Source organism: Rhodocaloribacter sp., from assembly GCF_056451265.1.
In genome coordinates this window covers 42595-54921 of the sequence record NZ_JBWOPL010000048.1, presented here as the reverse complement: position 1 = coordinate 54921, position 12327 = coordinate 42595, and the positions used below count along the sequence as shown (strand labels likewise).

10 protein-coding genes are annotated in these 12327 nt (G+C 64.4%); 6 read left to right on the top strand and 4 right to left on the bottom strand.

The features are described from left to right. Nucleotides 1-12: 12 nt before the first annotated feature. The 6 genes from AC1HIY_RS08170 to AC1HIY_RS08145 all read left to right on the top strand — a co-directional run bounded on the left by AC1HIY_RS08170 (nt 13) and on the right by AC1HIY_RS08145 (nt 8388). A complete protein-coding gene (locus AC1HIY_RS08170; protein ID WP_479576231.1) occupies nt 13-876 on the top strand; it encodes an ABC transporter permease in 864 nt (287 codons plus the stop codon). 39 nt (nt 877-915) lie between these two features. Continuing rightward, entirely contained in the window at nt 916-1890 is a 975-nt protein-coding gene (locus AC1HIY_RS08165) for a hypothetical protein (RefSeq protein WP_479576230.1), read from the top strand. Between the two features lie 152 nt (nt 1891-2042). Further along, nucleotides 2043-2930 (top strand): dimethylarginine dimethylaminohydrolase family protein, encoded by an 888-nt coding sequence (locus AC1HIY_RS08160; RefSeq protein ID WP_479576229.1) that lies wholly within the window; start codon nt 2043-2045, stop codon nt 2928-2930. A gap of 52 nt (nt 2931-2982) precedes the next feature. Next, nucleotides 2983-3666 (top strand): TIGR04283 family arsenosugar biosynthesis glycosyltransferase, encoded by a 684-nt coding sequence (locus AC1HIY_RS08155; protein WP_479576228.1) that lies wholly within the window; start codon nt 2983-2985, stop codon nt 3664-3666. A gap of 510 nt (nt 3667-4176) precedes the next feature. After that, nucleotides 4177-6972, top strand: a complete 2796-nt coding sequence (locus AC1HIY_RS08150; protein ID WP_479576227.1) for a TonB-dependent receptor — start codon at nt 4177-4179, stop codon at nt 6970-6972. A gap of 126 nt (nt 6973-7098) precedes the next feature. Beyond that, on the top strand, nt 7099-8388 hold the full coding sequence (locus AC1HIY_RS08145) for a pyridoxal phosphate-dependent aminotransferase (RefSeq protein ID WP_479576226.1): 1290 nt from the start codon (nt 7099-7101) through the stop codon (nt 8386-8388). 3 nt (nt 8389-8391) lie between these two features. Here the strand turns inward: AC1HIY_RS08145 and guaB are convergent, their stop codons facing one another. The 4 genes from guaB to AC1HIY_RS08125 form a co-directional block, all read right to left on the bottom strand. After that, the gene (gene guaB, locus AC1HIY_RS08140; RefSeq protein ID WP_479576225.1) at nt 8392-9903 is read right to left on the bottom strand and encodes an IMP dehydrogenase; all 1512 of its coding nucleotides are present in this window, start codon (nt 9901-9903) and stop codon (nt 8392-8394) included. 70 nt (nt 9904-9973) lie between these two features. Beyond that, on the bottom strand, nt 9974-10804 hold the full coding sequence (locus AC1HIY_RS08135; protein WP_479576224.1) for a pseudouridine synthase: 831 nt from the start codon (nt 10802-10804) through the stop codon (nt 9974-9976). Between the two features lie 41 nt (nt 10805-10845). After that, nucleotides 10846-11544: an SMC-Scp complex subunit ScpB gene (scpB, locus tag AC1HIY_RS08130; RefSeq protein ID WP_479576223.1), complete on the bottom strand. Its 699-nt coding sequence runs from the start codon at nt 11542-11544 to the stop codon at nt 10846-10848. A 13-nt stretch (nt 11545-11557) separates the two neighbouring features. Further along, nucleotides 11558-12310 carry a segregation and condensation protein A gene (locus AC1HIY_RS08125; protein WP_479576222.1) on the bottom strand — a complete coding sequence of 251 codons (753 nt, stop codon included), beginning with the start codon at nt 12308-12310 and terminating at the stop codon, nt 11558-11560. Nucleotides 12311-12327: the final 17 nt, after the last annotated feature.

Sequence of the window (12327 nt, the reverse complement as noted above, 5' to 3'; positions counted from 1 at the left end):
CCGCTTCCGCGTATGCAAACGACCGGCATTCTTCTCCTGACGTTTCGGGAACTGTGGGCCAAGAAAATCACCCTCGGTCTCTTTCTCGTAAGCACCCTGGCGTGGCTCATGCTCATGTTCGCGCTCAATCTCGACGTGGTGGAGGGCACGCTCGCCGGCATCCGCATCTTCGGTAAAGAGGCCACCCCCACCGAAGCGGCGCGCGATCCGGCCACCGGCGAGGTCGTCCGCTCGATCGTCACCCTCGAGGGCTTCGTCATCGGGGTTCAGACCTTCGTGGGCGGGGCGGCGTACCTCCTCGGCACGCTCCTGGGCCTTTTCGCCACGGCCCCGCTCATCGCCGGGCTGCTCGAACGCGGGCGCATCGACCTCCTGCTTTCGAAGCCCATCAGCCGCACGCGCATCTTCACCGGACACCTCCTCGGCGTCTGGCTGACGGCCGCCGTGCTCGCCACGTACCTCATCGGCGCGGTGTGGCTCGTGATGTCGCTCAAATCCGGTGTGTGGAACGTGAGCTTCCTCCGGGCCATCCCGATCATCGTCGTGATGTTCGGCGTCATGTACGGCGTGATGGTCCTGCTCGGCGTGGTCACCCAGAGCACCGCGCTTTCGCTCATCACCGCATACGGGCTGATCTTCGTCTCGGCGATCTTCACCGCCCGCGACACGCTTCTCACGCAGATCAATCCGCCGTGGCGGCAGGTCTATGAGGCGAGCTATCACCTCCTGCCGAACTTCATCGAGGTCACGGGGATCGTGGCGAAACTAGCCGGTTCCGAGCCCGTAGCCTCGTGGCATCCGCTCTGGTCCTCGATGCTCTTCGGCGCAGTCGTGTATCTCGGCGCCGCCCTGTGGTTCAACCATCGGGACTTCTGAGCCTGTTCGCCGTCCCTCGTCACGATCCCGTGTCCACGCATGCAAAAGAGCGCTCTTTTCCCCCTCTTCCCGGTCCTGATCCTCGCGATCGCGCTGACGGGTTGTGAGACTGACATGAGCGCCCCCGAGGCGCTTTCCCTGCAGACGAAAAACGCCGTCGAAGTGCTTCCGGCGGATGCGCGCTTCGTGGGCATGGTCAACGTCCGGAATCTCCGCGCCGAGGTCCTCGGAGATCAAGCCCTGGCCTTCGACGAGATGAACGGCGAAGTGGCCGCCCGCATCCGTGAGTTCATCGAGACCACCGGCTTCGACCCCGCAAACGACCTCCACGAGATATACGTCGCCGCCGACCCCGGCGAAAGCGACCGTTTCGACCTCGTCGTGTACGCCGACTATGATCGCGACCGCCTCGAAGCGTTTGTGAGCGAGCGCCTCCCCGAGGAGATCGACCGCACGTCGTACGAGGGCGTTACGATCTATCGCGCCGGGGACGTGGACCGTCACGTGTACTTCGCCCTCGCCAACGACGACATGATCGTCGCTTCCTCCCGCGAGACCCGGGTGCACGCCATGCTCGACCGGCTCTCGGGGAAACGCTCCGCGTTGAAGGACAACGCCGAGACGATGCGGCTCATCCGGCAGTCCGCCACCGGCGATGCGTGGTTCGTGGCGTGCGACGTGGGCCGCGAAGCATGGTCCAAACAGGGGGAGCGGTTCGGCCATGAGATGGCGCAGGTCGCGCAGACCATCCGGGACGTTTCCCTCTCCGTGACCCTGACCGATGACGGCCTGACGAGCACCTTCACGCTCGTCCCGAAGGAAAACGTCTCGGCGGACGACCTCGCTTCGCTCACCCGGGGGCTGCTCTCCGCCGTCAAAGCCGCGCCCGAGGTGGACGACGAAGCCCTCCGCGCACTCGACGCCGTGGAGATCCACACCGAGGACGGCCTCGTCCGCATCACGGCCGACGTGGATCGGGAGATGATCGAAAAGCTAAAGAACAGGAAAACCTGAGATGGGTTGACCTTTGGAACGAGGCCTCTCGCGGACGCAAGCGGGAGGCCTTTTTTCTTCGCTCGCGCTCGGGCGAACCCGTTTGCGGAAGCTCACCCGCCCGGCTATCTTTCCGTTAAGCGTCTCGTCCCTCTCCTTCGATCCGTTCGCGGATGGTCTATTCTCGCGTCTCCGCTCTCGACTTCACCCTCGGCGAATGTCCGAAGCTTCCGCCTCCGAAGCGCGTGCTCATGACCACGCCGGAGCATTTCGAGGTAGCGTACGTCATCAACCCCCACATGGAGGGCCACGTCGGCGCGGTGGACCCGGACGAAGCGCGTCGCCAATGGACGGCGCTCCGCGAGACGTATCTCGCGCTCGGCTTCGACGTGCAGGTGCTGGAAGGGCGCCCGGGGCTGCCGGACATGGTCTTTTGCGCCAATCAGACCCTGCCCTACCGCGACGCAGACGGACGCCGCGGCGTGGTGCTTAGCCGTATGCACGCCCCACAGCGCCGGGACGAGGTTGCTCATTTTGCGACGTTTTTCCACGACCTCGGCTATGACACACAGCCGCTCCCCGGGCACGTCCGCGCGTTCGAGGGCATGGGCGACGCGCTCTGGCATCCCGGTCGGGCCCTGCTCTGGGGTGGATACGGCTTCCGGACGGACCCTCAAGCCTACGAGGCCCTCACCGCCCGGCTCGGCGTCCCCGTCCTCGCGCTCCGCCTCGAAGACCCCGACTTTTATCACCTCGACACGTGCCTGTGCGTCCTCGACGAAACGACGGCGCTGATCTATCCGGGCGCTTTCGACGCGGACGGGCTCCGGCTGCTCGCGCACTTCTTCCCGAGGCTCCTCGAAGCGCCTGAGGACGAGGCGAGGCGAAGGCTCGCGTGCAACGCGCACAGCCCGGACGGTCGGCGCGTAATCATTCAGCGCGGCAACGCACATACCTGTCGCATGCTCTCCGAAGCGGGCTTCACGCCCCTCGAAGTCGAGACCTCCGAATTTCTGAAGGCGGGCGGTTCCGTCTTCTGCATGAAGTTGATGTTCTGGTAAGGCTTCCCCGCCGGACCCTTCTGCGCTCCTTCCATCTTAGCCGTCGTTCCGAGTGAAAGTCTCCGTCGTCATCCCCGCCCTGAACGAGGCTTCACGGATCGAGGGAACGCTTGCGGCCGTCACGGCGCTTTCGGGACCGAAAGAGGTCCTCGTGGTCGACGGAGGCTCGGTGGACGAGACGGTGGCGAGGGCGGCGCGGACCGCGCGCGTGCTCTGCTCCGAGCCGGGCCGAGCCGCTCAGATGAATACGGGAGCGGCGGCAGCCACGGGGGACGCGCTCTTCTTCCTCCACGCCGACACCATCCCGCCTCCCGACACCCTCGACGCCATCCGAAGCGCCCTCGCCGACCCCTCCGTCGAAGCCGGAGCGTTCCGTCTCGCGTTCGACAAGTGGACGCCGTTGCTCCGGTTCTACAGTTTTTGCACCCGTTTCCAGCGTCCGAGTCTGTGCTTCGGAGATCGCGGACTCTTCGTCCGCCGGAGCGTCTTTGAAACCCTCGGCGGCTTTGCCCCGATCCCGATCTTTGAGGATCTCGAACTGGTCCGGCGGCTTCACCGGCGGGGCGGCTTCCGATTTCTACCCGGCTACGTGGTCACGGCCGCGCGTCGCTTCGAGCGCAACGGCCCGCTCCGCCAACAGATGCGCAACCTCTACCTCTGGCTCCATTTCATGCGCGGCTCCGACCCGGAACGTCTGGCCCACCTCTACCGGTACTCAAGCGATGAGCGAGGATGATCGACAGCCGAAAACTCATCCCGGGTTTTCAGACGGGTGAATGCATGACAGGCGGATACCGGGGGTCACTTCGACAAGTGCAGTGCAGCGATTGTCATCCAGGGCCGCGCTTGTGATTCAGGGCTGCGCTCCCGGACCGAATCCTCGATCGGAGTCGGGGAGAATTTTTTTCGAAAGGTATCTGCACTCTTTAAAAAAATAACGGGAGGTCGCCCCCCGCACGAATGAACTAATTTTTTAACACATCTATTTTGTTATTTTTATTAATGTTGACTTGTTATATTTTTCCTTTATCGGGTAATAATATTATTTTCTACCTTGTCCTTTTTTGCACAACGAATAATCCCCGGCACTTGCATTAATGTGAGGAAGGCTTTTTTTTGGAAAAAACATGCTCTTCACCTGCATGACGGAATCACCTGCTTTTCCGAAAAGAGTACGGATCCGGAAGCACGGAGCATCCCCATCGATCCGGCAGACCCACCTTCGTTCACCTTCCCGAGTCATACGATGCGTTCCTATTCGATACGAATCCTGACCAAAAGCTTCGTCCCCGCCCTCGTCGCAGTTATTCTTTCCGGGGGTTCCTTCATCAGCGCACACGCCCAGTCCACGGGCGTCGTCACCGGCGTCGTCATGACGAGAGACGCCGCGCCTCTCCCCGGCGCGAACGTGGGGATCGTCAACACGCTCATCGGCTCAACGACCGACGCAGACGGGCGGTATCGTCTGGAGCTTGCCCCCGGCACGTACCGCATACGGGCCAGCTTCATCGGGTTCTCGACGGAGACGAAGGACGTCACCGTGGCGGCCGGTCAGACGGTGACGGTCGACTTCGTGCTTCAGGAGAGCATTGCCGCCTTCGGTGAGGACGTCGTCGTGCTCGGTTCGCGCACGAACCGCACCGCCGTCGACACGCCGGTGCCGGTGGACGTCATCCCCGCCGAGGCGCTCGAACAGCAGGGCGTCACGGAGTTGAACCAGGCCCTCAGCGTCATTGCGCCTTCGTTCAACGCCTCGCATCAGACCATCTCCGACGGCACCGACCACATCAACCCGGCCAGCCTCCGAGGCCTCGGACCGGACCAGGTGCTCGTGCTCGTCAACGGCAAGCGCCGCCATCCGAGCTCGCTCGTTCACGTCAACGGCACGTTCGGGCGCGGAACCGTGGGCGTGGACCTCAACGCCATCCCCTCTTCGGCCATCGAGCGCATCGAGGTGCTCCGCGACGGCGCCTCCGCCCAGTACGGCTCCGACGCCATCGCCGGCGCGATCAACATCGTGCTCAAAGAACAAACGGACAACCTCCTCGTCGACGTAGGCGGCGGCGTCACCGGCGAAGGCGACGGCGAGCAGTTCCAGATCTCGGCGGACTACGGATTCAAGATCGGCGAGAACGGCTTCTTCAACGTCAACGGCTACTTCCTCGACCGCAACCGCACGGACCGCTCCGACCCCTGGCTCGGCGACATCTTCCCCGGCATCTCGGGTCGAGAAGCCACCGACGCCGAACTCCGGCGACGCGGGCTCACCCGCCGCGACTTCTCTATGAAGACGGGGCAAGGCTATGCCAACATGGGATCGGCGTTCTTCAATATGGCCGTTCCGCTCAAGGGCAACGCCGAGTTTTATGCCTTCGGCGGCATCTCTCACCGGAAGGGCGAGGCGACCGGCTTCTATCGGCTGCCGAACTCGGAGGCGCGCGTCAACCTGAATGTCTACCCGAACGGCTTCCTCCCGGAGATTCATACCGAGATCGGCGACCGTTCGATCACCGCCGGCCTCAAGGGAGACATCCACGACTGGCTCGCCGACCTGAGCGTCACGACGGGGGGCAACTTCTTCCAGTTCAACATTGAAAACTCGATCAACGCCTCCATCGGCGAGTCCAGCCCCACCTCGTTCGACGCGGGCAGGCTGAACTTCAACCAGACGACGGGCAACCTCGACCTGCTCCGGAGCATCGACACCAACGGCGCTCTCGACGCGCTTTCGCTGGCGCTCGGCTCGGAGTTCCGACTCGAGAACTACCGGATCGACGCCGGACAGTTCGAGTCCTACTCCCTCGGCAACGGCGGCGACCGTCCCGGCATCGACTTCGACACGACGTCCACGGGCGCGCCGAAAAACCCGGGCTCGCAGGTCTTCCCCGGCTTTCAGCCCTCGAACGAGGTGGATCGCTACCGGTACAGCTTCAGCGTCTATGCCGACCTCGAAGCCGACGTTTCCAAGCAACTCCTGGTAGACCTGGCCGGTCGTTTCGAGACGTTCAGCGACTTCGGAGAAACCCTCAACGGCAAGCTGGCCGCCCGGTATAAAATCACCGACAAGTTCGCCCTTCGCGGCGCGGTCTCGACGGGTTTTCGCGCGCCGTCGCTCCATCAGATCTGGTTCAACAACGTCAGCATCCAGTTCGTCCTCGATGAGAACAACCAGCTCGTGCCGGCCCGCGTCCTGAGCGCGAACAACCTCGACCCGGTGACAAAGGCCTTCGGCGTGCCCAGGCTGAAGGAAGAGACGTCCGTGAACGTCAGCGCCGGCTTCACCGCCCGCCCGACGCCGAACCTCTCCGTCACCGCCGACTTCTACAACATCACCATCAACGACCGCATCGTGCTTTCGAGCCGGTTCACTTCGTCGAACCCCATCGTGGCGAACATCCTCTCGCCCTTCGAGAAGCTCGGTGTCAGCCAGGCGCAGTTTTTCCTCAACGCGGTGGACACCCAGACGCGCGGGCTCGACGTCGTCGTCGCCTACACGACGAACCTGAGCCGGGGCAAGGTCACGTTCACCGGCTCGGCGAACCTGACGAAAACGGAGGTGCAGGACACGAACATCCCGCAGCGGATGGCGAACATCTTCGCGGGCGGCGACCTTGAAGGCGTACGGGAGACGATCTTCAACCGGGAGGAAAGGAACCGGCTGGAGACGGCCCTCCCCCGCGAGAAGGGCAACGTCTCGGTGGCCTATTCGGAGCGTCGTTTCAGCTTCGTTGCGCGGGCGAACTTCTACGGCGAGATCAAGTATCTGCCCACGAACCCCGCCAACGACGAGACGTTCGGTGCGAAAACGCTCTTCGACCTGAGCGCGTCGTACCACTTCATGCCGGGCGCCACGTTGACCGTCGGCGCCAACAACGTGTTCAATACCTTCCCGGACAAGCATTGCAACAACCAGGCCGGGCCGGGACCGAACGACGTGCAGTGTGCGAACTACAGCAACGGGCGGTTCCCCTACAGCCGCCGCGTGACGCAGTTCGGCATGAACGGCGGGTTCTATTACGCCAGGCTGGGGCTGAAGCTCTGACGGGATCGGGTCGCGGTCGGAGCCTGAACTTCGGCCCTTCTTCCATGCAACGAACCCTATACACCCACGCGAGGACGCCGGATCGTTCGACCCGGCGTCCTCGCGGCTATTGATCCGTTTCTGACCATGAGCGCCTCGAAACCCGGGCCGGCGGTGCATCTGAACCTGAACGTGCGGGGGTTGCCGCTCTCGGCCACGCTCGCCATCAACGAACACAGCGAAGCCCTCCGCCGCCAGGGCCGCCATGTGTACAAACTCGGTCTCGGACAATCGCCGTTCCCGGTGCCGGAACCCGTGGTGGAAGCCCTGCGCGAGCACGCGCCTCAGAAGGACTATCTTCCCGTCCGAGGTCTTCCCGCCCTGCGCGAAGCCGTGGCGACCTACCACCATCGCGCCGACGGATTGCCCTGGAAGGCCGATGACATCCTGATCGGCCCCGGTTCGAAGGAGCTCATGTTCCTGCTCCAGCTCGTCTATTACGGCAACCTCGTCATCCCCACGCCGAGCTGGGTCTCGTACGCCCCACAGGCCAGGATCGCCGGGCGTCACGTACGCTGGCTGCCCACGCGCGCCGAGGACGGCTGGCGGCTCACCCCGGAGCAACTCGAACGCCTCGGCGAAGAAGACCCCGACCACCCGCGCCTGATCATCCTCAACTATCCGTCGAACCCCACCGGTCAGACCTTCACGGAAGACCAACTCCGGGCGCTGGCCGAAGTCGCCCGGAAATACCGCATGATCCTCCTTTCCGACGAAATCTACGGGGAGCTTCACCACGAGGGTGAACACCTTTCCATCGCCCGGTTCTATCCCGAGGGCGTCATCGTCAGTGCGGGACTGAGTAAATGGTGCGGGGCGGGCGGGTGGCGGCTCGGCACGTTTGCGTTTCCCCGCTCACTCCGCTGGCTCCTCGACGCCATGTCGGCGGCGGCGAGCGAGACGTACACCTCCACGAGCGCGCCGATCCAGTTCGCCGCCATACGCGCCTTCGAAGGCGGGCCGGAGATCGACGCCTACCGCCGTCACTCCCGGCGCATCCTCAAAGCGATTGGCCGGCACATCGCCGGGCGGCTTCGGGAAGCCGATGTGTCGGTGGATCTCCCGCAGGGCGCCTTTTACCTCTTCCCGGATTTCTCTCCCTTGCGCGAGAAGCTGCGCGCGCGGGGGATCGAGACGAGCATCGATTTTTGCGAGCGTCTCCTCGAAGAGACCAACGTGGCCATGCTTCCCGGCGTCTCTTTCGGGTGCGCGCCGGAGACGCTCACCGCGCGCCTGGCATACGTCAACTTTGATGGCGAGCAAGCGCTCGAAGCTGCCGCAGCCCTCGAAGATCCCCTCGACGCATCGTTCGTCGAGACGTATGCCGCGCCCGTGGTCGAAGCCATCGAGCGGCTGTGCGAATGGATCCACGCATGAGCGTCAATCCCAGGGCTTCGAACTGTAATTCGGCGACTCCTTGGTGATGTGCACATTGTGGGGATGGCTCTCGCGGACGCCCGAGTGTGTGACGCGGACGAACTGGGCTTTCACAAAAAGGTCGTCGATGGAGCCGCATCCGCAGTAGCCCATGGCCGCGCGGAGCCCGCCGAGCATTTGATAGACGACCTCGTGGAGGGTGCCGCCATAAGGCACGCGCCCCTCGATGCCCTCCGGCACCAGCTTTTTGATGTCGTCCTCCACGTCCTGGAAGTAGCGATCCTTGCTCCCGGCCTGCATCGCGCCGAGCGAGCCCATGCCGCGATAGCTCTTGTATTTTCGCCCTTCGTAGAGGATCGTCTCACCCGGGCTCTCCTCCACCCGCGCAAAGAGCCCGCCGATCATCACGCTGCTTGCGCCGGCCGCGAGGGCCTTCGGGATGTCGCCGGTGTGTTTGATGCCGCCGTCGGCGATGATGGGCACGCCGTGGGCGCGGGCGGCGCGGGCGCACTCCATAACGGCGGTGAGCTGCGGCACCCCGACGCCCGCCACCACGCGCGTCGTGCAGATCGAGCCGGGACCGATGCCAACCTTCACGGCGTCCACTCCGGCGGCGATCAGGTCTTCCGTCCCTTCCGCCGTCGCCACGTTGCCCGCAATGATGTCGAGCGTGGGGAAATGGCTGCGCACGCGCTCGACGGTCCGGAGGACGCCTTCCGAGTGGCCGTGCGCCGTATCGATGACGACGAAGTCGACGCCTGCCGCCACGAGCGCCTCGACGCGGTCGAGGACGTCGGCAGTGACCCCGACGGCTGCGCCCACGCGCAAGCGCCCGTGCTCGTCTTTGCACGCCAGGGGAAACTGTTTCTTTTTCTGGATGTCCTTGAACGTGATCAATCCCCGGAGATGGCCCTCTTCATCCACGACGGGCAGTTTCTCGATCTTGTGTTCCTGAAGCAGCGCCTCGGCCTCTTCGAGGGTGGTTCCGATCGGGGCCGTCACGAGGCGATCCTTCGTCATGATGTCGCGGAGCCGCGCCCGACCGTCGGTCTGGAAACGAAGATCGCGGTTGGTGACGATGCCCACGAGCCGCCGCTCGCCGTCGACGATGGGGATGCCGCCGATCGAATACCGCGCCATGAGCGCCCGCGCGTCCTGTACGGTATCCTCGGAGGTGAGGGTGATCGGGTCGAGGATCATGCCGCTCTCACTGCGCTTGACGCGCTTGACCTCGGCCGCCTGTTGCTCGATGGTCATGTTCTTGTGCAAGACCCCGACGCCGCCCTCACGCGCCATCGCGATCGCCATACGCGCCTCCGTGACGGTGTCCATCGCGGCGGAAATGAGTGGAGCGTTCAGGTGGATGTGGCGCGTCAACAGGGTCCGCGTCGATACCTCGCGCGGCATGATCGAGGACCGCGCCGGCACCAGCAACACGTCGTCGTACGTGAGCCCCTCGCCCCGAAGCTTGTCCGTGACGGTCCCAGGTTCCAGATACTCGGTCGGCGTTTGCATCGTAATGTCCGGGTTTGCGCGTTTCGTTTATTTTGTGGGGGGACGGGGAGCGCATCCGCGAGAGACGGCGCTACCCTTTGAGTTTCACCAGCCGTCGGAGGCGGCGGATCTCTCTCGTATCGAGCCGGCGCCATTTGCCCCGCCGGATGCCTGCGGTGGTCAACCCCGCGTAATGGACCCGTTCGAGGCTGACGACCCGGTGCCCGAGCGCTTCGAGCATGCGGCGGACCTGCCGGTTGCGCCCTTCATGGAGCTCGATGCCGATCTCCCGGCGCTCGTTCGCCGAGACGTACACGGCCTGATCGGCCCGTGCGACACCGTCTTCGAGGGGGATGCCTTCGCGGAGCCGGTCCAGTTCGTCCGGCTTCACCGGGTCTTCCGTCCGCACCCGGTACCGCTTCACGATTTCATAGCTCGGATGCATGAGCCGGTGCGCGAGTTCGCCGTCGTTCGTGAGCACGAGCGCCCCGGTCGTGTTCCGGTCGAGGCGACCGACGGGAAAGAGTCCGGCCTTCTCCTCTTCCGGGAGGTCGAGCAGATCCATCACCGTGGTTCGATCCCGCTCGTCGTCGGTCGTCGTGATCGTGTCCTTCGGCTTGTTCATGAGCACATAGAGATACGGCTGCGGCGTGATGCGCTCGCCGCCGACCTCAACCACGTCGCCTTCGGAGACGCGTCGTCCCATTTCCGTGATCACCTCGCCGTTGATCTTCACGCGGCCCGCCTTGATGAGTTCGTCGGCTTTTCGGCGCGCGCATACGCCCGCCTGCGAGATGTACCGGTTCAGACGCATTCCTTCGGGAGGCAGCGGCGGCGGCGCAGCGCCCTTCTCCGGCGCGGAGGAGGACGGCCCGGAGGTGCGGCGCGGGTGCTTTCTCCGGCTTTTCCGGTGGGGGGCCATGATGCAATCGGTCGAATGGGTATATATGAAGAAACCCCGGCTCAATCGTCCGAGGCTTCCGCCGGCGTGTCCGCCGTCGCGCCGGGAGCGCCGCCCGAGGTGAGTCCCCTCTCCATGAGCAGGCGCGCCCGTTCGCGGTTAAAAGCGGGGTCGTTCAATAACTCCTCAACCTCGCGGAGGTTCGGCAGATCACCGAGGGTGTGGAGGCCGAACTGTTCGAGGAAACGTCTCGTGGTGCCGTAGAGCAACGGCCGTCCGACGGAGTCGCTTCGCCCGATGACATCGATGAGGCCGAGTTCGAGAAGGCGGCGGAGCCCATAGTCCGAATCGACGCCGCGCACATGGTCGACCTCGGGCTTGGTGGCCGGCTGCCGATAGGCGATGACGGCCAGCGTCTCCATGAGCGAACGCGAGAGCTTGCGCTTGCGGGCTTCGTGGAAGAGCGCTTTCACGTACGGCGCCACCGAGGGGACCGTCGCCATGCGGAAGCCTCCCCCCCATGCGTGGATGCGAAACGCCCGCTCGGCGGCCTCATACGCCTCGTTGAGGCGCGCCACGGCGTCCTCCACCTCCGCCTCCGACGGCGGCGGCTCCCCGCTCACCTCGCCGAAAACGTCGGCGATGCGGCGGGCCGTCACAGGCTCGTCGGCGGCAAAGATGAGCGCCTCGGCGACGCGTTCGAGCGCGCGCGACGCCGGCCCGTTCTCGGCTTCCGTTGCAGGGGTGACGTTCGTTTCCATCAATGCTTCCCGTTCATACGGCGAGGTCCTGACCCGGAACGCCGTCGCCAGAGGATTCCGGCAGGGTGCGTTCCACGTAAAAATCTTCCGAGGCGACGACGTAGAGGGCCACTTCCCCCTGACGCGCCAGTTCGAGCACGGCGAGGAACGTCGCGATGATGAACGGCTTCGTCCGTCCGCGCACCAGCCCGACGAACGATTGCCGCGCCCCGACCAGAAGACGGCCGAGCACGTATTCGGACTGTTCCTCCACCGTATATTCCTCCGGCGCCACGGTGTGCACCGGCTCCTCCGACGCCTCCGTGAGCACACGGCGAAGCGCCGAGATCAGGTCGAAGACCGAGTGCTCGAACCGTGCGTCAGGCTCCGGAGCCTCGTCGGGATGCTCGGACGAGGCATGCCCCCTTGTGAAGCGGTCGAGGCGATCCTCGAAGCGTGTCGTGAGTGCCTGTGAGGCCTCCTTGAACCGGACATACTCCAACAGGCGCTCGACGAGTTCCCGGCGCGGATCGATGGGCTCCCCTTCCTCATCCACCTCCTGCGAGGGCAAGAGCATCCGCGCCTTGATATGGATCAGAAGCGCCGCCATGTACAAAAAATCGCCGACGCCGTCGAGGTCGATCTGCTCGAGCACGCGCACGTACGCCAGAAACTCATCGGTGATCTGAGCGATGGGGATGTCGTACACGTCCAGCTCATCCCTTCGGATGAAGAACAAGAGCAGGTCCAGCGGACCCTCGAACTGTTGAAGGTGGACGCGATACATCTGCCGGGGGCGTGGTC

Coding starts and splice junctions, on each gene's coding strand:
- guaB (WP_479576225.1), bottom strand. CDS start 9,903: ATGCAAACGCCGACCGAGTATCTGGAACCTGGGACCGTCACGGACAAG.
- scpB (WP_479576223.1), bottom strand. CDS start 11,544: ATGGAAACGAACGTCACCCCTGCAACGGAAGCCGAGAACGGGCCGGCG.
- AC1HIY_RS08160 (WP_479576229.1), top strand. CDS start 2,043: ATGGTCTATTCTCGCGTCTCCGCTCTCGACTTCACCCTCGGCGAATGT.
- AC1HIY_RS08145 (WP_479576226.1), top strand. CDS start 7,099: ATGAGCGCCTCGAAACCCGGGCCGGCGGTGCATCTGAACCTGAACGTG.
- AC1HIY_RS08135 (WP_479576224.1), bottom strand. CDS start 10,804: ATGGCCCCCCACCGGAAAAGCCGGAGAAAGCACCCGCGCCGCACCTCC.
- AC1HIY_RS08150 (WP_479576227.1), top strand. CDS start 4,177: ATGCGTTCCTATTCGATACGAATCCTGACCAAAAGCTTCGTCCCCGCC.
- AC1HIY_RS08170 (WP_479576231.1), top strand. CDS start 13: ATGCAAACGACCGGCATTCTTCTCCTGACGTTTCGGGAACTGTGGGCC.
- AC1HIY_RS08165 (WP_479576230.1), top strand. CDS start 916: ATGCAAAAGAGCGCTCTTTTCCCCCTCTTCCCGGTCCTGATCCTCGCG.
- AC1HIY_RS08125 (WP_479576222.1), bottom strand. CDS start 12,310: ATGTATCGCGTCCACCTTCAACAGTTCGAGGGTCCGCTGGACCTGCTC.